Origin of the sequence: Bradyrhizobium manausense (assembly GCF_018131105.1) — a bacterium.
Classification (GTDB): Bacteria; Pseudomonadota; Alphaproteobacteria; order Rhizobiales; family Xanthobacteraceae; genus Bradyrhizobium; species Bradyrhizobium manausense_B.
This window is the reverse complement of sequence record NZ_JAFCJI010000001.1, coordinates 2,037,463-2,059,089: the sequence shown is the minus strand read 5'-3', so window position 1 is coordinate 2,059,089 and position 21,627 is coordinate 2,037,463. Positions and strand designations below refer to the sequence as shown.

Below are 21,627 nucleotides of genomic sequence, written 5' to 3'. Positions count from 1 at the left end.
CGGGGCAATTCTAGCGGGAATTGCGAGGGTCCAATAGTCTGCAGCGAAGGCACTATTATCCCGGGTTTGCCGGGCAGCGGTGATAGCGGATCTCCATGTCTTCCATGCCCGGGAACAAGCGGACGAGACTGTCGGAATCCAACTCCCTCAGGCTGAACTGGACGCTGGAGAGCATCATGTCGGTGGCACAGGATGCGATCAGATTGACGTCAGGCCCGTTGTCCTTCCGCGCCTTGATCCGGCAGCGTGCGAATTTGCCGATGATCTGGTCGCCGTCAACGATGAAACCGCCGCCAAATACATCCGACATGTCGGTGAATCCGAGCTGGCTGCCCTTGCGCTCGAAGACTTTCGGACAGTTGTTTGCGTCGGTCGCCCACGGGCCGTTGAGATCGAGGGCATCGGCCCGATTACCGGTGACAAGAAGTGAAGCGAACATCAACCCGCCCACCGCAATCGTTCGTCTCAAATTCATTTCGTATCCCTTCGCGCGGTCAATGACCGCTCAGCACAAGAGTCTTGATGGGCAACAGCAAGGCCTGGATGCGCAGCAGCAGAGCGTGCACGAGGCCGACGCCGTCAACGACGTGGAGCGCAATCGCCCGGCCGGTGCTGGTATGTTCCGCGGAAATTTCCTCGTGATTGCTGGTGTAGGCGTTGACGATGCAGCTGCTTCCTGGCGTCACGCCCTCGAGACCGTTCTTGTAGAGTGGCTCGAGGAACACCAGAATGGAGCCGGGTTTGGGCGCATTCTCCGCCTCAATCAGTTGCTGGCCACCCTGAAACTGTCCGGCCGCGATGTAGTCCTGCACGGTCGTGATCACCATCGGGATGATCACCCAGGGTTTGGAGATGCAGGCGGCCTCCGCCACCATTCCAGGCTTCAAGACGCCTGCCTCAATCTGCCCATAGCCGGCTTGCAGCACATTGCGGCCGGCGCCCTCCGGAATGAGCACACCAGCGGGCCGCAACAATTGATTGACCACGTCACCGGGACGAAGCAGGAACTGTTCGACCCTGCCATCGACGCCGGCCCGGATGATCGTCTGGTCCAGCAGCACCTGCGCCTCCGCCACGGCGGCCTCGGCGCTGGCTTTCTGCGCCGGCAGCAGAGTTGAGACCTGCAGGCTCGCGGACTGTTTCGCGGCGGTCGCGGCATCGACGCCAGATTGACGCTGATCGACCAACACCTGCAGCTTCTCGATGTCGCGTTGCGGAACGATGCCCGGATTGCGGCGCTGTAGCTCGCTCTTGACGTCGAGTTCATCCTTGGCCTGCTGAAGATTGGCTTTCGCCTCGCCAATTTGCGCTTCCGCCTTGGCTACGTCGGCCTGCGCGGTCTGCAAGCTGGCGTCGATTTCGGCGACCTTGCGCTTGGCGGTTTCGAGCGCTGATTCCTGCTTCGCGCTGTCAAGCTTGAACAGCACGTCTCCCTTCTTCACTGCCGCGCTGAAGCCGACATTCACCTCGGCTACGCGGCCAGCCACGCCGACGGGCGCGATTGGTACCGTTCGATAATAGAGCGTCGCTGCGTTCGTCGCCGGATGGAAATAGAAGATCATGGTGATCAGCGAAATCGTCAGCATGAGGCAGCCGGTGATGCCCCAGCGCAGTTCATACCAGACCGAGAAGAAGGTGATCTCCTTGCCGAAGCGCTTACCCTGGGCATAACGCCGGTAGAGATAGTCCGGCAGGATCGTCACCAGGGAGCAGATCATGAGCTCAAGCATGAGTGCGCTCCTTCTTGGCGGCATCCGGAGCGTCCGCAGGAGCCGGCGCAGGACCGGTCTCTATCGACCCGTCATCCTGTCCGGGCGTTGAGTCCGCAATCTTCTCGACGGAATCGGCGATGCTGCGCAGCGGCGTTCCAAAATCGGGGATGTCGATCAGCGCAAGCAGAAGGCCGGCGACCCAGAAGATGTGCAGATGCGTGAACAACGAGATCAGACCGAGCACCGCCACGATCTCGAATTGCAGCTTCTGTGATTTATGCGCCATCCGCTCCGGGAGGCTGTGCAGCCGCCAATAGAGCGTGCCAACCCAGAGGATGGTCCCGATCAGGAAGATCCCCATCACCACCATCAGCGTATCGGTACCGTTTCCTGGCGCGAGATAGAACGGCAGATGGTGAGGCGCCATCGGATTTAGTTGATCGCTCAAAGGTCTCTCCCAGGCAAAGGGCTCGCACGCACTGTGTTCAGCCACCATCCCAATTTGCTTGATTTGAATCAAGGGAATGGGCCCAGACAGACCTAGCGTTTTATGAACGCTGCATGAAATATTCACAGGGAGCCGCTGCCATGTCCGGCCTCGATAATCTCATTCCCAACGCCACCCAGATCCGGAAGGAAGCTGCGCTCAAGGAGGCGGAGAAGGCCGAGGAATATGTTCGTCTCGCCGCGGCAGCCGAGGCCGAAAAACGCGCGCTGATCGAGCGGCTGAGCAAGCCTTCCGGCAAGAGCGAGGACGAGAAGATCAAGCTTGCAGCGACCATCATCCAGCGCGCCGTGCGAAACGGACTGACCGAAGTGATGGTCTATCGTTTCCCCAATTCGCTCTGCACCGACAAGGGGCGCGCCATCAACCAGATGGAAAAGGGCTGGGAGACCACACTGACCGGAATCCCCAAGGAGATCTTCCAGCTCTGGGCGGACTACCTCCAGCCGCGAGGATATCGCATCGCCTACCAGATCATCGATTTCCCCGGTGGCATGCCCGGCGACATCGGTGTGACCATTTCCTGGGACGAGTGAATTTAACACGAGTGACGAGCGCAACGGTGAAAGGACCGGCATGGCCAAGGACGAGCCCGCGGAGAAGATGAAGCGCAAGGACTACGAGAAGGAGCTTAGAAAGCTCCAGGTCGAGCTGTGCCACCTCCAGGAGTGGGTCAAGGCGCAGAAATTGAAGGTGATCATCATCTTCGAGGGGCGCGACGCCGCCGGCAAGGGTGGGACGATCAAGGCATTGACCGAGAAGGTCAGCCCGCGCGTCTTCCGTGTCTGCGCCCTGCCCGCCCCCTCCGACCGGCAAAAGTCCCAGCTATTCCTGCAGCGCTATATCGAGCAATACCCGGCCGGCGGTGAGATCGTGATCTTCGATCGCAGCTGGTACAACCGTGCCGGCGTGGAATATGTCATGGGCTTCTGCTCGCCGAACGAACACAAGCGCTTCCTCGAGCTCTGTCCGTTGGTCGAGAAATTCGCCGTCGACGCCGGTATCATCCTGATCAAGCTGTGGCTCGAGGTCGGGATGGAAGAGCAGGAGCTCCGCTTCAAGGCACGCATCGAGGATCCGCTGCGCCAGTGGAAGCTGAGCCCGATGGATACCGAGTCCTTTGGACGCTGGTACGATTACTCCCGTGCGCGCGACATGATGTTCGAAGCGACGGACACAAAGCATGCGCCGTGGCGGCTGATCCGTTCCGACGACAAGCGGCGTGCACGGCTGAACATCATCTCGCACATCCTGCAGAGAATCCCCTACAAGAAGGTCAAGCGGGAGAAGGTCCTGCTGCCGAAGCGGACGCACAAGGGACGCTACAACGACCAGGCAAGCCTGCGCGGACTGAAGTTTGTCGAAGAGCGATACTGAATCTCGGAATTTTCAAATGAAAAACGGGCTGCGGTGACGCAGCCCGTTTTTGTGAGTCTCGTTCCCTGTTCTATTTCAGCCGGATTGTGACGCCACCAACAGCAGCAGACACTTCCGCTCCGACCTTCGCTCCGCTGAGTTGAAGGATCACGCCATTGCCGTTCTGCAATTGAACGGCGCCGGCGCCCGCGGCAACCGCCGCACCTGCGCCACCTGCAGCGTAAGACCCTTCAAGCGATTGCGGTCCGTTGAGATTGAGTGCGCGGCCTGTCAGCTTGGTGGTCGAGGCACCGATCGTGAAGCCGACGCTCATCCCGGAAACGGTGAAGGGATATTTGTGGCCCCGGTAGAGCAGAACGCCCTCCCCACCGCCGACGCCGACGATGAAGCCGCCCTTGGTGAAGACGATGGCGACCTGGCCGGTGTCAGCACGCGACGGCGCACTGAAACCGGCGACAGTAGCAAGCAAGGCGACAGTTGCGGCGGCGATAGTCAATTTCCTCATAGCGTTCTTCCCCTTTGTTTACTGCGCCAGCAGCATTGCGAAGTAGCCGAAGATCGTCAACAGGATGCCCGAGACGGCGTAGCCGACCGGGAATCCGATCCAGGGCACCGAGCTCTGGATCTCGACCGCGGCCTCACGGCACGGGCCGGAGTGCGACCGCGCACCGGCGACGCCACCCATCAGCACGGCCGGGTTGATCTTGAAGACGTGGAAGCCGATCGCCCAGACGATGAACGGCGGGATCGTGCAGGCGATGAAGCCGACGATGAAGATCTTCAGCGCAATCGCACCCGTGAGCTGCGACAGCAGGCCCGCACCCGCATTGACGCCGACGATGGCAACGAACACGACAAGACCGAGATCCTCGAGCACGTTGCGGGCCGCGTTCGGCGTATTGCCGAAAAAGCGGAGCCGCGACACGATCGACGAGACGATCACGCCCGATAACAGCAGACCGCCGGCATTGCCGAGGCCAACCCTGGCGCCGAAGGCCGGGAAGTCGATCATGCCGATCAGGAAGCCGAGTATCATGCCGACCGCGAGCGTCAGAAGATCGGTCGAGGTATTGGTCCGCGCAATGCGGCCCCACATCTCGCCGAGTTCGTTGACCGCGCCCTTGAGGCCGACCACGGACACGATGTCCATCCGTTCCAGCTTGGTCTTGAGGCCGGCCGGAATCTGCACGCCGCCGCGCTCGACCTTGGTGACCTGCAACTGGCCGGCGATCGCGGTGTCGCGGAAGGACTCGAACGTCCTCCCCACCATTTCCTTGTTGGTGATGAGGATGTCCGCCTGGTCCATGGGAATGCCCAGCGTCTTGGCATCCGCGACCTCCGGGCCGATCAGGCCCATCTTGTCGGTCAGGCTCTCCGTCGAGCCGCCCAGCGCGACGACATCGCCCTTTTGCAGCACGAAATCCGGATCGGCTCCTTGCGGCTCACCATTGCGCCCAACATTGACGATCCGGTATTCCGGATTCATTGCGCGGAATTTCGCAATGCTGACACCGGCCATTGCCGGGTTTTCCAGCCGGTAGGCGCGAAGTCCAAACTGACGATAGCCGGTCAGGCCACCGCCCTCGAGATCCTTGACGCCGAATTCCTGCTCATACTGCTTCGCGGCCGCCTTGGCGTCGACACCCCACCAGCGCGGCAGATATTTGCAGATCAGGATGATGCCGACGGTACCCCAGATGTAGGTGATGCCGTAGGACAGCGCGATCATGCCGGAAGCCTGCTCGGGCTTCATCCCCTCCGGGAGCTTGACGACACCGGAGGTGATCGCCTGCTCGGCCGAACCGATCGCCGCCGACATGGTCTGCGAACCCGCGAGCATGCCGCCGGCAGCGCCGACGGGCAGATCGAAGATCTTGGCGCCAAGGACAACGAGAGCAAGGCCGATGATGCTCGACACCAACGCAAGCACGCAGAACTTGAGGCCGTCCCCCTTCAGGCTGTTGATGAAGGACGGCCCGACGCGCAGTCCGACACCGTACATGAAGAGATAGTAGAACAGGCTCTTGGCAAAATTGTTCAGCTCAAGCTTCACGCCGTAGGTCGATGACCAGACCGACAGGCCTGCGCCGACCACGATGGCGCCGGCAACCATGCCGAGGCCATAGCCCTTGATGCTGGCCCGGCCGATATAGACGGCGAGACCGACGACGAAGAACAGCAGCAGATACGGATTTTGCTGCAGAAATGTGAAAAACGCCTGCATGTTGGTCCCCCTTCAACCTATGACGCGGCCTTGAGCTTCGGCGACGCACCGGGCTTCGGCCGGCCGAGCTTCGCCAGGGCTTCGGTGCGCACGAGCTTCAGCCCTTCCTTCGCGTCGTAGCCATGGATTTCCTTCACATCGAGCTTGCGCATGAAGTCGATGGTTTCCTGGGTAATGACCTGGCCCGGCACCATGATCGGGAAGCCAGGCGGATACGGGATCACGAAGTTCGCCGAGACCAGCTCGGGCCCAGCCTTCAGCCGTCGGTCGATCTCGGGATCGTTGAGCCGGAGGTGCTCGCAGCCCGCCACGTCATAGGCGGCATAGAAGCCGGTGCGGATGTCGCCCTCGTTGGTCTTGTCACCGGAATCGCTGCGGAACGCCGGATGGAAATGCGAGAAGTTCGGCAGATCAGGCACGTCCGTCATCAGGCTCTTGACCCGTGCCGCGAACGTCTTGCGCGCATTTTCGCCGCCCTGGGTCAGCCCGCGATCGATTTCGCCCGCGATCTCGGCCAGGACGCGGAGAAGGTGCGCGACGTCGCTGCGGGTGTTGTTGATGTTGGACTGGACCAGGACCGAGTTACGCGAAGTCTTGTTGACCTGGATATTGTACTCGTTGGCCAGAATGCCCTTGAACTGCGTACCGTCGAAGCCGGCCATGCCGCACACCAGCGTCATGCGGGTCGGATCGAGGCAGAACTCGTCATCGTCGAGGCTCTTCAGCGTAGTCGCCCAGTTCACCCCATCGGCCAGATAGTCGGTGAATCCGCTCTGGCGATATTGGGCGGGCACCATCACGTCGGCACCCAGGACACGGAAATATTTCGACAGCAGCGGATTATTGTTGATCGCCTGACGTATCGCGAAGGCGATCTCGATCGCGTTGGCGACGAGGCCATAGCCCTCCAGCTCCATCTGCCGCCGCGAAATATCGAGGCTGGCGATGAGCTGCTGGTTCGGGCTGGTGGAGGCGTGGGTGAACACGGCCTCCTTGAACTGCTGCTCAACCGTGTGGAATTCGACATCCTTGACCGACAGCATCGAGCCCTGCCGGATCGCCGACATCGACTTGTGGGTCGAGTTCGTCTGGTAGACGCGCAGACGAATCTTGCGGGGATCGGGGATCAGCCTCGTGTTGAGCAATGTCTCGTTCGATGGCTCCTTGCCGAGCTGAGCCTGTTGCTTCTCATAGGCCTCGACCGACTTCGGGTCATGCATCCACGCTTCGATCTCGTTGGCAGCACCGAGGCCCGTACGGCGACGCAGGAACGGCGAGAAGCGCGCGAAGCCGAACCAGGCCTCATCCCACAGGAAGATCAGGTCCGGCTTGATGGCCAGGCATTCCTCCATCACCCGGCGGGTGTTGTAGATGTGGCCGTCGAAGGTGCAGTTGGTCAGGTCCAGCATCTTGACGCGATCGAGCCGGCCCTCGGCCTTGGCATTGAGCAGCGCCTGCTTGATCGTCTTCAGCGGCACCGCGCCGTACATCGAATATTCCGTCATCGGGAAGGCTTCGACGTAGAGCGGCTGCGCGCCGGCGAGCACCATGCCGTAATGGTGCGACTTGTGGCAGTTGCGATCGACGATCGCGATATCGCCAGGCGCAAGCAGCGCCTGCACCGCCATCTTGTTCGAGGTCGAGGTGCCGTTCGTGACGAAGAACACGCGATCCGCACCGAGCGCCCTCGCCGCCTTCTCCTGCGCCTTCTTGATGTTTCCGGTCGGCTCCAGCATGCTGTCGAGACCGCCGGTGGTGGCGCTGCTCTCGGCCAAGAACAGGTTCGGGCCGTAGAACTCGCCCATGTCGCGGATCCAGTCGGACTTGAAGATCGACTTGCCGCGGGCGATCGGCAGCGCGTGGAACGTCCCGATCGGACGCTGCGCGTATTTCTTCAGATTGTCGAAGAACGGCGTATCGTAGCGATCCTGAATGCCTTCGAGGATCGACAGATGCAGCTCCAGCAGCTCTTCCACCGAGTAGAAGATGCGGCGAACGACGTTGGCCTCGGGATTGCCGGCCAGGTCCTCGACGTCGCGGTTCGAGATCATGTAGAGATCGAGCTCAGGCCTGACGCGCTTGATGATCTGAGCAAGCCGCAGCGCGGAAGCGTCGGATTCGTCCTTGAGGCCGGCTGCTGCCGTCATCGAACGAAGAACCGGCGCATCGTGCCGCGAACGGAGGCCAAAGCCCTCGTTGATCACGACGGCCCCGAGGTTGGGATTGAGCATGGTCGCGCAGAACGCGTCCTCGAGACTGCCGACGATAACGGGCTCATAGATGAAGCCATCTTCGGGGCGTCGCAGCTTGCGCCATTCGGCCGCCAGCGCCGGCCACTGGCTGGATGACACGCCAGTGACGATCAGGGTCTCGAAATAGGGCCGACGTCCCTTTTGCCCGGTAAAGGTGGGCGACACCAGTTCGGGCGTGTCGCCATTGCCATCGTCCTTTGCACTCCAGTCGCCGGCATGCTGACGGAAGGATCGCGTCGCCAGCGCCTGGGTGATGCGAGTCGCAAGCGACAGCGAGGCGGCCGCATCGCCGCTTGAGGCTGCTTCACGCAGCGCCGCCATCAACTGCAGACCGGGATAACCGTGGAATTCTTCAGTGACCGATAGGCTGGCCAGCGCCGCGTCATAGGCCGCCCGATTGCCGCCGCGGGCCCACACCTTTCCGGCCTCGACCAGATCACGCCAGTCGTCGGCGCGCGCGCCTGGCCCGGAAAAGAACTGGTCGATGCGCTTCTGTGCGGTCTTGGTATCCTTGGCCATGCGTCTCTCCCGATCCTTGGGGCGAAAAGTGATGCGGGATGGTGCTTTCAGCGCCGATCGCTCCATTGATCCAAGTCAACGGTCGCGCGCATTCTGGAGCGCCGAGCGTCGCTATTCGCATCGCAACACATCAGGTCAGGCCGTTCGCTGAGCCGGATCGGCCTTGTCGTCACCGAGAACGCTGTCGAGCGAGCGCAGCCATTGGCCGCTGTCGGTCTTCTCCCCGAGCCCCTCGGCGCGCAGGAGGTCACGGAGTTGTGCATGTGCGCCAACGATGCAGAGGGTGACCCGGCGCGACGCCAGTTCGTCATGGAGGTCGTGCAGCATGCGCGCGCCCGCGAGATCGATATAAGGCGACGCCGAGAGGTCGCAGGCGACCAGATGGATACCCGGCGAGTTCCTGAGCACGGTCAGGACCGCATCCAGAATCGTCTCGGCATTGATGTAGAGCAGCGAGGCTTCGGGGCGGAACGCGATGATTCCGACCAGCGGCTCGACGTCCGCGTGCCGCGCGCTGTCGGAATAGCGGCCGCTGCCGGGCAAGCGGCCGAGGAACGCGACGTTCGGCCGCGACGCCCGCGCCAGCAGCAGGAAGATCGATGCGATCGATGCCAGCAGGACGCCCTGGAGGATGCCGAGCAGCAACACGGAGATCAGGGCGATCGAGGCTGCGTAGAAATCGATCCGGCTGACCTGCCACATCCGCACCAGCGCGCGGATATCGACCAGCTTGTAGACGGCGGCAAAGACGATCGCCGCCAGCACGGCCTTGGGCAGATTGGTGAGTAGCCCCGTGAAGAACAGAAGACAAAGCCCGAGCGTCACCGAACAGATCACCAGCGCCAGAGGTGTTCGCGCACCAGCGCTGTCATTGACGGCGGATTGCGACAGGCCGCCGGCGACGGGATAGCCGTGGCCGAAGGCTGCGGCGAGATTCGCGGCACCCAACCCCAAAAACTCCTGCCGGACGTCGAGAGGATAGCCGTGCTTGGCGGCAAAGCTCCGGGCCGCCGAGACGCCTTCGATATAAGCCAGCAGCACGCAGCCGGCGGCGAGCGGAAACAGGTCGTCGAACTCCAGCAGCCCGAAGGTCGGCATCCCAAGCGCCGGCAACCCCTCTGGTATCTTCCCGGTAACGGGCACACCGAGACCGGGGAAGCCGAAGACCGTCGCCACCACGATCGCCAGTGCCACGATGCTGATGCCGACCGGTTTGCCGGGCAGCCGCCGTTCGCCGAGCAGGAGCAGCAACAGCGCGACCGCGCCGATCGCCAGAACGAGCGGATCGAGATGGCCGAGTTGTCCGATCAGCCTGAAGGCGCGGTCAAAAAAATTGTGACCGCCGCCGGCGACGCCGAACAGGCTCGGCAACTGGCTCATGATGATGGTGAGTCCCGCGCCGGCCTTGAAGCCAACCAGAATGCTGTCGCTGACGAGGCGGACGAGCACGCTGAGCCTGAACAGCCAGGCGATGAAGCACAGCACGGCAACGCTGAAGGCCGCGAGACTGGCGATCTGTGCATACTTCACGGCATCGCCGCCGGCCAGCGCGCCGACGGTCGCGGCGATCATCAGCGAGATCGCCGAGGTCGGACCGATCGCCAGCTGCCGTGACGCACCAAGCAGGGCATAGCCAATGCCGCCGAGCATGTAGCCGTAGACACCGATCTGCGGCTGCAAGCCGGCAAGCGCCGCATAGGCCAGCGAGACTGGAATGGCATAGGCCGCAAGCGTGACGCCGGCGACGGCGTCGGATGGCAACCATTCGCGCCGATAGGTCGCGAGCCAGCCGGCCGGTGGAAAGAAACGCGTCCAGTTCGGTTCAGAAGGCGAGTTCATTTGGGCGCCTCGCGTGGTGCCGTTTCGCAGCGCAACAGGACGAAGAGCAGCGCTATCACGGGAATACCGAGCGCGAGATCGGGAATGGTCTTGGTAGCAAACGCGCCGACGGCGGCACCGCAACCAAACACCGCGCATAGCCCAAAATAGACGGCCGCTTTCCGCAGCGTGCCGGATCGCGCACTTCCATAGACGACAGCGAAGATGCTTTCGACAATCTGACGCATGTTACCCGTGATCATCACCGTGCTGCAAACCGTACCCTCAACCTTGACAAAAATTGCCGCCTGTATCGCTGCAACCATCGAAATGCCAAAGGTTCCGGCAAGCTCCGGCAGCCGGTTGTGGAGGATTCCGATCACGATCAGAAAAACAATCTCGAGCAGAACGCTGAGCGTGCTGGCGCGATCGCCGGCGATGTGGCGCAGCCAGGCCGCAATCACGATGCCGACTGTGAAGGCCAGAATCGGCGGCACGAAATGAAATGCCTGCGCCCAGTCTCCGGACATCGCATAAACCCAGAGAAAGACCACATTGGCGGTCTGAGCGTTGGCCAGCACCCCGTGGATGATCCAGGTATACGCATCGATAAAACCGCCGGCGAATGCCAGCAGCAAAACAACCTCGACGGTCTCATGGCGGCGGATCGCGCCGGCAGCGACGTCGAGGGTACTCATGTCGGCAATACCGGACACACGCTCTTCATGCCGCCATAGGCGTCGTCGCGTCACCGCCAGAGCTTGATCTGGATCAAGCAAACTTCCCACGCCACAAATCAAATCGCGCGAAAGCGCCCCCAGGGGAGTTCGACCATGGAAACCGTCAGGTGGATGATCTCCACCGCTCCGGAAATTTTCCTGTTGCTGGCAATTGCGATCGGCACCACTCTCGGCCGCATCAAGATCAGCGGCTTCTCGATCGGCACCACCGCCTGCATCCTGATCGTGGCCGTCCTGATCGGGCAGCTCGGCAGCTTTTCCTTCCCGCCGATCCTCCGCGCGATCCTGTTCAGCCTGTTCGTCTTCACGATCGGCTACCGGTCGGGGCCAGAGTTCTTCGCCTCCCTGAGCATCCGAACACTGGCGCAAGTTGTGCTGGCGCTGGTGATCGGCGGCACGGGCCTCGTGCTCGTGCTGATCTTCGCCCATCTGTTCAAGCTTGATACCGGCACGGCCGCAGGCCTCACCGCCGGTGCGCTGACCCAATCCTCCGTCATCGGCACCGCATCGGGCGCGATGGCGCAGCTCGGCCTCGCCGCCGACGTCCTGAAGCAACAGGAAGCCAATATCGCCGCCGGCTATGCCGTGACTTACGTGCTTGGCTACATCCTCACGCTGCTGTTCGTGCCCTTCGTCGCGCCGCGGCTGATGGGAATTAACCTCAAGTCAGAGGCGGCGAAACTGGAAGCGGAGCTTGCCGGCGGCTCACCCGCGAAGGCGGAGAACCTGTCCTATCGCAAATTCCAGGCGCGGGCCTATCGGGTCTCGACTGCCGCCGGTCGCACCGTCCTGGCCATCGAGGCCGAGGTTGGCAGCCGCACGGTCGTCGAGCGGATCGTCCGTGGTGGCGCCGACATCACTCCCCAGCCCGACGCCATTCTTGAAAATGGTGACGACATCGTCCTCACCGGCCCAACCGCGTCGATCGTCGCGGCAAAGCCGATCATCGGTGCCGAAATCGACGCCGACCAGCTGCTGCGCGGCCTCCCTGGCAACGTCATCGACGTGCTCGTGGAAAATCGCAAGCTGCATGGCCGGTCGATCCGCGAGGTTGCCGACATCGTCGGCGCCGATGCGCGTGGCGTCTTCCTGCGCGCGCTGACCCGGATGGGCCGCGAAGTGCCACTCAGCCCCGACACGCGCGTCTATGTCGGCGACGTCATGACGCTGGTCGGCAGCAGCAGCAATATCGCGCGCGCGACAGCGCAAGTCGGTCACGCCCTGAACACCAGCGATCGTACCGATATCGCGTTCGTCGCCGCCGGCATCGCTGTCGGCCTTCTGGCCGGTCTCGCCAGCTTCAAGGTCGGCGGCGTTGCGCTGACGCTCGGCGGCGGAGGCGGCGCGCTCGTTGCCGGCCTCGTCTGCGGCTGGATTCGCTCGCGCAATCCCACCTTCGGCGCAATGCCGCCGGCAGCGCAGCAGACCCTGAGCGATCTAGGCCTCGGCGGCTTCATCGCCGCGATCGGGCTCGGCAATGGCCTTGCAGCATGGTCCGCGATCCAGGCCCATGGCCTGCTGCTCGTCGGCATGGGCATCGTTGTCACACTGGTCCCGCTCACAGTCGGAACGCTGGTCGCATACTACGTCCTGCGGATGAACCCCGTGGTGACCTGCGGCGCGCTGGCGGGCGCCATGACAGTCGACGCCGCCGTGACCGGCGCCTGCGACATTGCCGAGAGCCAGACGCCGGTGCTCGGCGTCGCCGTGCCTTATGCGGTCGGAAACGTCGTGCTGACCGTGCTCGGCCCGATCGTGGTCGCGGCTACCTATTCGGGATGACGGAGATCGTAATGCGTCCCCTGTCCGTAGTCCTCCGCGCGCTCGTGGGAGCGATCCTTGTCTTCCTCGCCATCGCCGCTCCCGCGCGCGCCGAGGACGAGATCCGCATCCAGGAAGAACTCTGGGCGCTGACCTTGCCCTTGCCGATGTTCGCTTATCTCGTGCGTCCAGTCGGCGACGGCCCCTTCCCGCTCGTCATCATGAACCACGGCGTTTCTCTCAACATGGCTGACCGCAGCTTCTTCCCGATGGTGGAGTTTCGCGACGCCGCCAAGTGGTTTGCAAAGCGCGGCTATCTCGTGGTCGCGCCCGTTGGCACCGGTTATGGCGCGGCTGCGATCGATATTCCGGAACGCGGGCTGTACGGTCCGTTCTTCTCCAAGATTGGCAAGTGTGATCACCCCAATTTCCCCGATGCCGGCCTCGCGGTCGCGCAGGTCGATCGCTGGATCATCGACTATCTGACCGCCGAGAAACGCATCATTCCAAAGGACATCATCGTCGTCGGTCAATCCGCCGGTGGCTGGGCGTCCATAGCATTATCAAGCGTGAACCCGCCGGAAGTGAAAGCCATCATCACTTTCGCCGCCGGACGTGGCGGCCGTGTTGATGGCAAGCCGAACAACAATTGCGCGCCCGACAAGCTCGTCGAGGCGACGGGGATTTTCGGCCGTACCTCGCGGATACCGATGCTGTGGATCTACATCGAGAACGACACGTTCTTCGGCCCCGAGTTGTCGAAGCGCATGCACGCGGCCTTCACGGCCGCCGGCGGCAAGGCGGAGTACCATTTGATGCCGCCGTTCGGCAACGAGGGTCACTATTTTATCGGCTCACCGGACGCGATCCCGATCTGGTCGCCAATCGTGAGCAAATTTCTCGACGCGCAAAAATGAGCCTGAACTCAGGAGTCGCGACGATGCCTCACCCTCTTCATTATCTTTCCGGTTTCCTGGTCCTCGCTGTCGTCAGCCTCGCCGCGCAGAAGGTGATGGCGCAGGCCGACAAGCCTGCCGAGGTTGCAACGCGAGGCCAGCGCCAAGCCAAGGACGTCACATTTGGTGACTGGCAGAAGATCTGCTTCAAGGCGGGCGGCGCGCCCAAGCTCTGTCGAACATCGATCACCGGAAAATTTCCGACAGGGCAAACGGCACTTCGCGTAGACCTAATCGAGCGCGAAGACTCGCCGACGGTGCGCCTGCAACTGTTCATGCCTGTCGGCATGTATCTACAACAGCCGGCAAAGGTGACGGTCGATCAGGGCTCGGCTCGTCGGGTCCCCTATAATTGGTGCGCCACCAATACGTGCATCGCAGCTGACGTGGCCGACCCAGCCATGATCAAGGAGATGGAGTCCGGCAAAGTACTGGCGTTAGAAGTTGTCGATGCCAATCTGCTTGCGTTGACGACATCGATACCGCTTGCGCAGTTCGCGTCCGTCTACGAGGGCGCGCCGGCAAAGACGCTGGAGCAGTATGTCGACGAATGAACAACCCTCGACCGTGACCTGGAATCGCGTCGCGTTTTGCCCGATCAGCTACTGGCTGTTCGCATCGATCATTCCGAGTCGCTCCGCGAGCGACACGAGTTCGGCGAGCGATTGCACCTGCATCTTTTCCATCACCTGGTGACGGTGCGCCTTCACGGTGCGCTCGGTCGTTCCAAGTGCATGCGCGACCTGCTTGTTGATCCGGCCGCGCACGATGAGATCGAACACCTGCCGTTCGCGTTGGGTCAACGTCGCGAGGCGTGTACGGAACGTCTCGAGCCTGCCGCGCTGCGCATGCGCGGCGTTCTGCCGCGCCAGCGCGCGCTCGATCGCGTCAAGCAACTGCTCCGAGGACACCGGCTTGGTCAGAAAATCCTCTGCTCCGGCCTTGATGGCCCGCACCGTGGTCGGCGTGTCGGCATGCCCGGTTAGAAAGATGATCGGCAGCGTCGACCCCTGGGCGATCAGTCGCCCCTGCAGGTCCGGCCCGCTCAGCCCGGGAATCCGCACGTCGAGAAGGATGCATCCCGGTTGCGTGTCGTCGGGATCGGCACTGAGCAAATCCTCAGCCGTCGCGTAGGTCACGACCTCATAGCCCGCAAGCTTCAGCCGGCGCTCGATCGCCGTCCGGAATGAAGCGTCGTCGTCGACCACATGTACCAGACCGGGCACCTTTACCTCTCGCCAGATCCATCAAGATGCAATGAAGTCCTCTACGTTTTGAACGTCTTGTCAAACAGCTCGACAATGGTCGCATGTGCTTCGAAACGGGATGCGCTCACGGCGACTGCAACCGTCTTCTCATCCCGCGCAACAAACACAACCGATGTCCCTTGGTACCATGCACCTTAGGACAATGGATTGAAATACAGCCTTGGTCGTAAATCAACCTCAGCGGGAGTGGGATCAGCGCGGCGCATTCCCTGCAAAAGTCCAGTCTGACAGACCAATTCGGCGATGAGCTGAGGAGTTGGCCATGTTTGTTCGCACATCGACAGATTCCGCACTGCGCCCCAATTCCCTCCGTGACCTCGGAATGACCAGCGATTCAAATCCGCTCGTCAGTTTAAGCGAATTTTCCTACAAGAAGGGCACCGAAATCTACGGCGAGAAAGAACCCGCCGACTACGTCTATCAAGTCAAGTCGGGAGCGGTACGAAGCTACAAGCTGCTCTCGGACGGCCGCCGGCAGATCGGCGCGTTTCATCTGGCCGGCGACATCTTCGGCCTGGAGAACGGTGGCGAGCACCGCTTCACGGCGGAAGCGATCGTCGATACCCATGTACGCCTCGTCAAGCGGCAGAGCCTCGAAATCGTGGCCGAAAGCGACGCCATGGTCGCCAAGAATCTGCTCAGCATGACCACCAACAATCTCCAGCACGCCGAAGACCATATGCTGCTGCTCGGCCGCAAGACCTCACTGGAGCGGGTCGCAGCCTTCTTGCTCGAGATGGACAAGCGCCTGACGGCCGCCGGCGTCATGGCGCTACCGATGTCCCGGCGCGACATCGCCGATTATCTCGGCCTGACGCTGGAAACTGTCTCACGCGCGTTGTCGCGGCTGCACGAGCTCGGCATTCTCGGCTTCATCGGCAACACCCAGCGCCAGATCGTGCTGCTGGACCGGGACCAGCTCGCAAGTCTGGACCTCCAGTCCTGATCCGGCCGGAAACATCTACTGCACGGTGCGCGATAGGCCTTCAAGAATCGACCGCGCGACGTCCGATACCCCTGTGATGATAATCTGCACCCCGATGCAGAGCAGCAGGAATGCTGACAGTTTTGTGACGACGCTGGTGCCTTCCTCGCCGAACATGCGCGCCATCGCGCTCGATTTCCGGTAAGCGTGGTAAATCGCCGCAGTCACAGCGATCGCGACGACAAGGGACACAACCGACGATCCGAACATCGCGTCGAGGCTGTCCCTTCGGCTGATCCCGATTGCGATGGCTGTCGCGATCGTGCCCGGCCCGGTCGTCAACGGGATCGTAAGCGGAAAGAAAGCCATTCGCTTCATGGTCGCAAGATCGGAAGTTGAAGCCTCGTGAGGTCCAGCCGGCCCCAACGGGGCGTGCAGCATGGACCAGCCGGTCGCGGCGACCACGAGGCCGCCGGCGATCCGGAGCGCCGGCATGGTGACGCCGAAAAAGTTGAGGATCTGGCTGCCGAGAAACTGCGACACCAGCAGGACCACGAAGGCATATCCGGCAACGCGCAGCGCAAGGCTCGCGCGCTCCTCCTCGGACAGGCCCCTCGTCTTGTCCAGGAAAATGAAAGCAAGCCCGTAAGGATTGATGATCGCGAACAGCGCGCCGAAGCCAAACAGAAAATCGGCGAATAGCCCCGATGTTGCGATATCACCCATGCCACGCGCACCCTGCTGTTCGGACTACGACCACGAGAATCCGGGCGCCTTGACATCGGCGAGATGGTCGAGCGTCTTGCGCAAAACCTCGAACAGGACGGCGGCCGACCAGCCGAACAGCAGGACACCGTTCATGGCCGTCAGCGGACCGATGAGGCGCCATGCCTGCACAGGCACGATATCGCCATAGCCGAGCGTGGTGTAATTGACGAAGGCAAAATAGAGCAGATCGCTACCGGGATCGGCGGCCTGGACGATATGATACGTCCAGGCCCACACCACGATTTCGAGCATGTGCGCGACCTTCAGGGCTGCGGCCGCCGCAATCATCACACCCATCAGTTGCAATCTGGGTCGCTCGGTTTTGCGAAGGCCTATGCTTCGGGCGATCGCAATCGCAACGACGGTGACCAGCGCGTGGATTCCGATATTGATCGCGCTGACCAGCGCGCCGACCGTCAATTGCAGCAGCATAGGATCAACCAGACCTCAGTGGCACATGGCGGAGCAAGGTACGGAGCGCGCCCTCACGCTCGTCAATAGCCGGAGTAATAGGGATCTTGTTGTGGACAGATCCAATTGCCGTAGGTGTCGTAGTAGCAACCCTGGTTGTAGTAACCGCTGCCGTAATAGGCGCCAGCGGCAGCAGCTCCGGCCGCGGCACCGTAGGCGAGGCCACGACGTGGATAATAGGGATAGCGACCGCCATAGCCGGGATAACCCGGCCGGCCCGCGATCGGATACCCCGGCCGTCCTGGGCGACCTGCGATCGGATGGCTTGGACGTCCCGGACGACCGGCGATGGGATGGCTGGGCCGCGGCCGTCCTGCATAGTGACGTCCGCCGCCTCCATGATAGCGCCCAACGCCGCCCGAAACATGCGCGCGCCCGCCGCCGCCATGGAAGCCGCCGCCACCGCGGCCACCTCCGCCACCGCCCCTGCGGGCGAAAGCATCGTCAGGCATTAGCGTTGCGCCGAGCAGAACGAGGATGGCGAAAGCCGCCAGCAAATATCTGAACATGACGCGTCCTCCTTCTAAGAACGTGGTGTCCCGCCCACTGTACGACGGCAGTCAGGACTTCGGAATGAACATGCCGCCCGCCGATTTCATTGCGGCCTCGCCGGCTGTTCTGGCCTGATCGGTCAACGTTCGCATCTGGTCCTGGAAAAATTCGGCCTGAAGCTTCAGCGCATCCTGCATATCCTTGGCGTTGATCAGCCTGTCGCCGAGATCGAAGGTCGCCGTGACGTTGCGCTCCATGAAGCCGCAAAACTCCTTGGCCTGACTCGCAATCGGCAATGGCGACGAGCCCAGGCTCTTTTCCAGCAACTCGAAATAGCCGGCATTGGCCTTGCGCAGGCGGGCCAGCGCCTCGGTCAGCATCGCGCGAACGTTCTCGGTCGACGGATTGATATCTGCCATTGCGTTTTTCCTTGCGAAGTTGGCGGTTACGCGGGGAGTCCTCCAAACCAGGCACCGAAATAGCCTGCATAGAGCGCCGGCATTTCGAGATTCATCGAGTGTCCGATGCGGGGCACGATCACGAGCCGGCAGTCCGGCATCGCTTCCGCCATGGCGCGCAGATCGGCTGGCGGAATCCAGCCATCCCATTCGCCCCACAGCACCAGATGCGGATGCCGCAGCTCCTTCATGCGGTGCTCAAGCACGCGGCTTTCTCTTTCTCGCGTCAAGTTGACGGGCGTGCCGATCCAGATCCCCTCGGAGACGCCAAACGTCTGATCGATGATGCGTTCGAACAAGGACTGGATTTCTCCCAAGCCTTCGCGGAAGCGAGGAACCGCGTTCGGCGCCATGCTGTCGGGCACGAACAGCGACGAAGCCGCCGTCGCCATGATTGTTCGCGTCAGCTCCTTGCTCGCCATCATCGCGCGGAACAGGCCGATCTGGTCGGCATTGAAAGCCATGCCAAGTGGCGTCACCGGATCGAGCGCGAATACACGGCCGAACCGCTGCGGCTGCGCAAGCAGCATGCGAGCAGCGATGATGCCACCGGTCGAATGCGTGGCGAGGTGGCAGTAACCGATACCCAGAGTATCGAGCGCCGCCAGCATATCGTCGGCGTGCTGCTGCATGGAGTAGTTCGAATAGTCGGCAGTCGGCTTCGGCCGATCGCTGTCGCCGCAGCCGCGCCAATCGATGCCGATGACGCGGAGGCCCGACGGAAACAAGGGTGCCGCGAGTTCGATCCAGTCCTTGCTGGCGAGATTGCCGTGGATGAAGACGATGGTGACGTCGCCCTCTCCCCAACTGCGCCAGCCCAGCTGGACCTCACCCGCCTGCACCCTCGCCATGCGCGGTCCTATTTGTTGAGGCCAGCCGTGGGTGCGGCTCCCGGCGGTGTCGGCGCCACCGGCAGGGCGGAAACCACGGCCCCCTTGATCATGCGGTCGATGCCTTGCGGCGATGACGTGTCGACGGTCCCTCTCGTCACGAAATCCACGACATCGGTCGAATACTCGACCGGATTGTCGGTGTGGATGAAGTGGCCAGTCTCGGGATAGATCTTGAGCATCGGCCGGTTGCCGGCATTCGTCATCCGCGTCATGAACGGCGAGATCACGTCTCGACCGAGATCCGTCAGCCCATTGAACGCCGGCGTCGGGATGAACGGCTCCTTGTCGCCGAACGCCAGGAAGATCGGCGCCTTGATCTGCGTGAGCCGCTCATAGAGGTTCTTCGGATCGTCCTGCTGAAGCTCTGCTCCGATGGTGTAGATGTCGTAGATGAAGACGTTGCACCATTGATCGAGCTCCCTGGGGTTACCCTTGATGAGCCCAACGCGTTGGTCCGTATGGAAGCGGGCATATTCGCTATCACTGAAGAAGTAGCCGCTCTTCGATGCTGCCACCGCCCCCGTGTTCGGATCGCGCTTCTTGAAGTAGAAGAAGTCCCGGACGCTCTGCTCATCCCGCGCCTTCTCCGCGGCCAGAATGCCAGTCTGGTCCCAGGTCGCCTTCCACTTGTCGAAGTCGTGGTCGAAGGTCGGGTCGAACAGTTTTGCCTTCTTGTCCTTGGCGATGGTGATCTCGCGCGGATACTCCTCGAGACCCGACGGCGCCTCGAGTGCGAGCCCCTGCACCGCATCCGGCCAGGTCAGCGCATAACCCATCACGAACTGGCCGCCGAGCGAATGGCCGAGATAATAGGCTTTCTTCACACCGAGCTGGTTGACGACGAGATCGTAGATCACCTCGCGCATGTCCTGCATGGTGCGCGCGGGGCTCTTGTCGAGATTGCCGGGCCCGGACATGCCGTAATGCGGCAGGTCGGGTACGATCACGCGCAAGCCGCTGCGCAAGGCATACTGCATGATGTTGCCGTAATGCCCGCCGAACGCGCCCTTGCCGTGGATGATGACGAGCACCTTCGGATCCTTGTCGGTGCCGTTGTACTCATCCATGTAGCCGATCTGCCACGAGTTGCCGTCCTTCTCTTTGGCGTTGGCGTACTTGACCGGATACGGGTAGGTCACAGAGTCTTTCCAGAATGACTTCTTGGGATCGATGTCGTCGGCGACACCAGGCACGCGATAGTTCTTGTCGACGAATTTCTGCGCGCGATCGAGGCTGGCCACGTCGTCCATGAACGCGACGAACTTCGGATCGTTCTTGCGCTGGTTGATGATCGGAAACACGCCGTAATGGGCGACCGGGCTTTCCTGTGCGATCAGGTCCGCGCCCGGCACGCGTTCGACCGCCTGCTGTGCCAGCTTGAAGTTGAGCCAGAGGTCGTTGGTGATGTGCATCACCAGCGTGCGCGCCTGGATGCGGCCGAGATAAGGATTGATGTTGTGGGTTTCGCCGACACGGTTGCGCCAGACGAGGTCGACCGCGTCATAGAGCTTGGCGCGGTTGATGACGTTCAGGCCCGCCTTCTCGTTCGGCGGATCCCAATAGAAGATTTCGGGCTGCACTGCGCCCCAATTCTGGCTGGTGCGGAAAGTGAAGTCGTAGCCGGTCATACCCAGGATCGACCAGCCGAAGGCTACGCCAGGCACCGGATGCTGCTCCTTTGGCAGCTTGTAATAGTCGCCCTTGGTCGCTTGCCAGACCGGATCGCCCTGGATCGCGGCCGTCATCATCTGGAAGGTCCAATTGCCGACAGGATCGTCGCCATCCGACTGCGTCGTACCGCCGATCGGCATCAGCGCGTTGATATATTCCGGATGCATCACGCCCCAGACATAGGTCTGGGTACCGCCCATGGAGACGCCGGTGACCAGCGCGACGCGCGCAACCTTCAGCTCGTCACGCAGCAGGCGATAATTTGCCTGCACCATGTCGTAGTAGCTGTACTGCGGAAACTTGATGCCGAGACCGTCCGACGGCTTGCTGGCGCCCCAGGTGCCGAGCGGATCGACCATGATGACATAGTAGCGGTCGGTGTCGATCGGCCGGCCGGGTCCGATGATGGGAACGCCGCCCGACAGGGCTGCGCCTTTGACCCACTGCTCATACATGTCGGTGGAGTCGCCGGAATAATAGGAGTTGATCACGACCGCATTGGTGATCTCCCCAGCCGCATTGCGCCGGGCGTTGCCGATCGCGATGTAGGCGGTCCGCAGCTTGCCGGCGCCGAGCGATTCCAGCGTCACACCGCCCTCGCCGCCGTTCTCCCATTTCGACGGATCGGAAAGGTCGTACTTGCCGCCGAGGCGGAAGTTCGCGATCTCGTAGGATTTCTTGAGCCCGTCATGCTGCACCTGCGACGAGCGGCGCGTGAACGGCTGCGCCACCGCGAGTGCGGTGCCGACCAGCAACAAGATCAGGCTGACGAAGCAACGCTTGAGTGCGCTTCTCCCGGTCATGACGAAACCCTCCT

Annotated in this window: 21 protein-coding genes; 6 read left to right on the top strand and 15 right to left on the bottom strand. The window is 62.0% G+C overall.

Annotation, left to right across the window (positions count from 1 at the left end):
• Positions 1-55: 55 nt before the first annotated feature.
• From JQ631_RS09675 to JQ631_RS09665, 3 genes are read right to left on the bottom strand one after another with little or no spacing between them, the layout of a single operon-like run.
• Positions 56-475 carry a hypothetical protein gene (locus JQ631_RS09675; protein WP_212325769.1) on the bottom strand — a complete coding sequence of 140 codons (420 nt, stop codon included), beginning with the start codon at positions 473-475 and terminating at the stop codon, positions 56-58.
• Positions 476-494: 19 nt separating this feature from the next.
• Positions 495-1,730 (bottom strand): HlyD family secretion protein, encoded by a 1,236-nt coding sequence (locus JQ631_RS09670; RefSeq protein WP_212325767.1) that lies wholly within the window; start codon positions 1,728-1,730, stop codon positions 495-497.
• Positions 1,723-2,139: a hypothetical protein gene (locus tag JQ631_RS09665; RefSeq protein WP_212328552.1), complete on the bottom strand. Its 417-nt coding sequence runs from the start codon at positions 2,137-2,139 to the stop codon at positions 1,723-1,725. Before JQ631_RS09665 ends, JQ631_RS09670 begins: the two co-directional genes overlap by 8 nt.
• Before the next feature lie 161 nt (positions 2,140-2,300).
• Here JQ631_RS09665 and JQ631_RS09660 point away from each other — a divergent pair, with 161 nt between their 5' ends.
• Both JQ631_RS09660 and ppk2 read left to right on the top strand, forming a co-directional pair.
• Positions 2,301-2,753 (top strand): hypothetical protein, encoded by a 453-nt coding sequence (locus JQ631_RS09660; protein WP_212325765.1) that lies wholly within the window; start codon positions 2,301-2,303, stop codon positions 2,751-2,753.
• Between the two features lie 40 nt (positions 2,754-2,793).
• Positions 2,794-3,594, top strand: coding sequence for a polyphosphate kinase 2 (gene ppk2 / locus JQ631_RS09655; protein WP_212325763.1), 801 nt, complete (start codon positions 2,794-2,796; stop codon positions 3,592-3,594).
• A gap of 70 nt (positions 3,595-3,664) precedes the next feature.
• On the opposite strand, the gene JQ631_RS09650 is transcribed toward ppk2, so the two are convergent.
• The 5 genes from JQ631_RS09650 to JQ631_RS09630 all read right to left on the bottom strand — a co-directional run bounded on the left by JQ631_RS09650 (position 3,665) and on the right by JQ631_RS09630 (position 11,105).
• Positions 3,665-4,099 carry a hypothetical protein gene (locus tag JQ631_RS09650; protein ID WP_212325761.1) on the bottom strand — a complete coding sequence of 145 codons (435 nt, stop codon included), beginning with the start codon at positions 4,097-4,099 and terminating at the stop codon, positions 3,665-3,667.
• 18 nt (positions 4,100-4,117) lie between these two features.
• Positions 4,118-5,818, bottom strand: coding sequence for an aspartate:alanine exchanger family transporter (locus tag JQ631_RS09645; RefSeq protein ID WP_212325759.1), 1,701 nt, complete (start codon positions 5,816-5,818; stop codon positions 4,118-4,120).
• Between the two features lie 17 nt (positions 5,819-5,835).
• A complete protein-coding gene (locus tag JQ631_RS09640; RefSeq protein WP_212325758.1) occupies positions 5,836-8,589 on the bottom strand; it encodes a decarboxylase in 2,754 nt (917 codons plus the stop codon).
• 135 nt (positions 8,590-8,724) lie between these two features.
• Positions 8,725-10,428: a SulP family inorganic anion transporter gene (locus JQ631_RS09635; RefSeq protein WP_212325757.1), complete on the bottom strand. Its 1,704-nt coding sequence runs from the start codon at positions 10,426-10,428 to the stop codon at positions 8,725-8,727.
• Positions 10,425-11,105, bottom strand: coding sequence for a YoaK family protein (locus tag JQ631_RS09630; RefSeq protein ID WP_212325756.1), 681 nt, complete (start codon positions 11,103-11,105; stop codon positions 10,425-10,427). Before JQ631_RS09630 ends, JQ631_RS09635 begins: the two co-directional genes overlap by 4 nt.
• Before the next feature lie 135 nt (positions 11,106-11,240).
• Here JQ631_RS09630 and JQ631_RS09625 point away from each other — a divergent pair, with 135 nt between their 5' ends.
• Genes JQ631_RS09625 through JQ631_RS09615 form a run of 3 tightly spaced genes read left to right on the top strand, consistent with a single transcriptional unit; the run spans position 11,241 to position 14,418 of the window.
• Positions 11,241-12,929: an aspartate:alanine exchanger family transporter gene (locus tag JQ631_RS09625; RefSeq protein ID WP_212325755.1), complete on the top strand. Its 1,689-nt coding sequence runs from the start codon at positions 11,241-11,243 to the stop codon at positions 12,927-12,929.
• An 11-nt stretch (positions 12,930-12,940) separates the two neighbouring features.
• Complete coding sequence (locus JQ631_RS09620; protein WP_212325754.1) at positions 12,941-13,825, top strand: alpha/beta hydrolase family protein; 885 nt, start codon at positions 12,941-12,943, stop codon at positions 13,823-13,825.
• Entirely contained in the window at positions 13,822-14,418 is a 597-nt protein-coding gene (locus tag JQ631_RS09615) for an invasion associated locus B family protein (RefSeq protein ID WP_249160228.1), read from the top strand. Before JQ631_RS09620 ends, JQ631_RS09615 begins: the two co-directional genes overlap by 4 nt.
• A 48-nt stretch (positions 14,419-14,466) precedes the next feature.
• On the opposite strand, the gene JQ631_RS09610 is transcribed toward JQ631_RS09615, so the two are convergent.
• Complete coding sequence (locus tag JQ631_RS09610; protein WP_212325753.1) at positions 14,467-15,090, bottom strand: response regulator transcription factor; 624 nt, start codon at positions 15,088-15,090, stop codon at positions 14,467-14,469.
• A 304-nt stretch (positions 15,091-15,394) separates the two neighbouring features.
• Here JQ631_RS09610 and JQ631_RS09605 point away from each other — a divergent pair, with 304 nt between their 5' ends.
• On the top strand, positions 15,395-16,078 hold the full coding sequence (locus tag JQ631_RS09605) for a helix-turn-helix domain-containing protein (RefSeq protein ID WP_212325752.1): 684 nt from the start codon (positions 15,395-15,397) through the stop codon (positions 16,076-16,078).
• 15 nt (positions 16,079-16,093) lie between these two features.
• Here JQ631_RS09605 and JQ631_RS09600 read toward each other — a convergent pair whose 3' ends face one another.
• The 6 genes from JQ631_RS09600 to JQ631_RS09575 all read right to left on the bottom strand — a co-directional run bounded on the left by JQ631_RS09600 (position 16,094) and on the right by JQ631_RS09575 (position 21,613).
• Positions 16,094-16,783: a MarC family protein gene (locus JQ631_RS09600; RefSeq protein ID WP_212325750.1), complete on the bottom strand. Its 690-nt coding sequence runs from the start codon at positions 16,781-16,783 to the stop codon at positions 16,094-16,096.
• A 24-nt stretch (positions 16,784-16,807) separates the two neighbouring features.
• Positions 16,808-17,257: a potassium channel family protein gene (locus tag JQ631_RS09595; RefSeq protein WP_212325747.1), complete on the bottom strand. Its 450-nt coding sequence runs from the start codon at positions 17,255-17,257 to the stop codon at positions 16,808-16,810.
• Between the two features lie 62 nt (positions 17,258-17,319).
• A complete protein-coding gene (locus tag JQ631_RS09590; RefSeq protein ID WP_212325745.1) occupies positions 17,320-17,805 on the bottom strand; it encodes a hypothetical protein in 486 nt (161 codons plus the stop codon).
• Between the two features lie 51 nt (positions 17,806-17,856).
• Positions 17,857-18,207: a phasin family protein gene (locus JQ631_RS09585; RefSeq protein ID WP_212325743.1), complete on the bottom strand. Its 351-nt coding sequence runs from the start codon at positions 18,205-18,207 to the stop codon at positions 17,857-17,859.
• A 26-nt stretch (positions 18,208-18,233) separates the two neighbouring features.
• Complete coding sequence (locus tag JQ631_RS09580) at positions 18,234-19,097, bottom strand: alpha/beta fold hydrolase (protein ID WP_212325741.1); 864 nt, start codon at positions 19,095-19,097, stop codon at positions 18,234-18,236.
• Between the two features lie 8 nt (positions 19,098-19,105).
• Complete coding sequence (locus tag JQ631_RS09575) at positions 19,106-21,613, bottom strand: alpha/beta hydrolase (RefSeq protein WP_212325739.1); 2,508 nt, start codon at positions 21,611-21,613, stop codon at positions 19,106-19,108.
• Positions 21,614-21,627: the final 14 nt, after the last annotated feature.

What these genes read in the sequence shown, in the direction of transcription:
- JQ631_RS09665 (WP_212328552.1), bottom strand. Translation starts at nt 2,139, where the DNA reads ATGGCGCCTCACCATCTGCCGTTCTATCTCGCGCCAGGAAACGGTACC.
- JQ631_RS09675 (WP_212325769.1), bottom strand. Translation starts at nt 475, where the DNA reads ATGAATTTGAGACGAACGATTGCGGTGGGCGGGTTGATGTTCGCTTCA.
- JQ631_RS09585 (WP_212325743.1), bottom strand. Translation starts at nt 18,207, where the DNA reads ATGGCAGATATCAATCCGTCGACCGAGAACGTTCGCGCGATGCTGACC.
- JQ631_RS09605 (WP_212325752.1), top strand. Translation starts at nt 15,395, where the DNA reads ATGTTTGTTCGCACATCGACAGATTCCGCACTGCGCCCCAATTCCCTC.
- ppk2 (WP_212325763.1), top strand. Translation starts at nt 2,794, where the DNA reads ATGGCCAAGGACGAGCCCGCGGAGAAGATGAAGCGCAAGGACTACGAG.
- JQ631_RS09645 (WP_212325759.1), bottom strand. Translation starts at nt 5,818, where the DNA reads ATGCAGGCGTTTTTCACATTTCTGCAGCAAAATCCGTATCTGCTGCTG.
- JQ631_RS09575 (WP_212325739.1), bottom strand. Translation starts at nt 21,613, where the DNA reads ATGACCGGGAGAAGCGCACTCAAGCGTTGCTTCGTCAGCCTGATCTTG.
- JQ631_RS09580 (WP_212325741.1), bottom strand. Translation starts at nt 19,097, where the DNA reads ATGGCGAGGGTGCAGGCGGGTGAGGTCCAGCTGGGCTGGCGCAGTTGG.
- JQ631_RS09615 (WP_249160228.1), top strand. Translation starts at nt 13,822, where the DNA reads ATGAGCCTGAACTCAGGAGTCGCGACGATGCCTCACCCTCTTCATTAT.
- JQ631_RS09625 (WP_212325755.1), top strand. Translation starts at nt 11,241, where the DNA reads ATGGAAACCGTCAGGTGGATGATCTCCACCGCTCCGGAAATTTTCCTG.
- JQ631_RS09630 (WP_212325756.1), bottom strand. Translation starts at nt 11,105, where the DNA reads ATGAGTACCCTCGACGTCGCTGCCGGCGCGATCCGCCGCCATGAGACC.
- JQ631_RS09650 (WP_212325761.1), bottom strand. Translation starts at nt 4,099, where the DNA reads ATGAGGAAATTGACTATCGCCGCCGCAACTGTCGCCTTGCTTGCTACT.
- JQ631_RS09640 (WP_212325758.1), bottom strand. Translation starts at nt 8,589, where the DNA reads ATGGCCAAGGATACCAAGACCGCACAGAAGCGCATCGACCAGTTCTTT.
- JQ631_RS09590 (WP_212325745.1), bottom strand. Translation starts at nt 17,805, where the DNA reads ATGTTCAGATATTTGCTGGCGGCTTTCGCCATCCTCGTTCTGCTCGGC.
- JQ631_RS09660 (WP_212325765.1), top strand. Translation starts at nt 2,301, where the DNA reads ATGTCCGGCCTCGATAATCTCATTCCCAACGCCACCCAGATCCGGAAG.
- JQ631_RS09670 (WP_212325767.1), bottom strand. Translation starts at nt 1,730, where the DNA reads ATGCTTGAGCTCATGATCTGCTCCCTGGTGACGATCCTGCCGGACTAT.
- JQ631_RS09620 (WP_212325754.1), top strand. Translation starts at nt 12,941, where the DNA reads ATGCGTCCCCTGTCCGTAGTCCTCCGCGCGCTCGTGGGAGCGATCCTT.
- JQ631_RS09600 (WP_212325750.1), bottom strand. Translation starts at nt 16,783, where the DNA reads ATGGGTGATATCGCAACATCGGGGCTATTCGCCGATTTTCTGTTTGGC.
- JQ631_RS09595 (WP_212325747.1), bottom strand. Translation starts at nt 17,257, where the DNA reads ATGCTGCTGCAATTGACGGTCGGCGCGCTGGTCAGCGCGATCAATATC.
- JQ631_RS09635 (WP_212325757.1), bottom strand. Translation starts at nt 10,428, where the DNA reads ATGAACTCGCCTTCTGAACCGAACTGGACGCGTTTCTTTCCACCGGCC.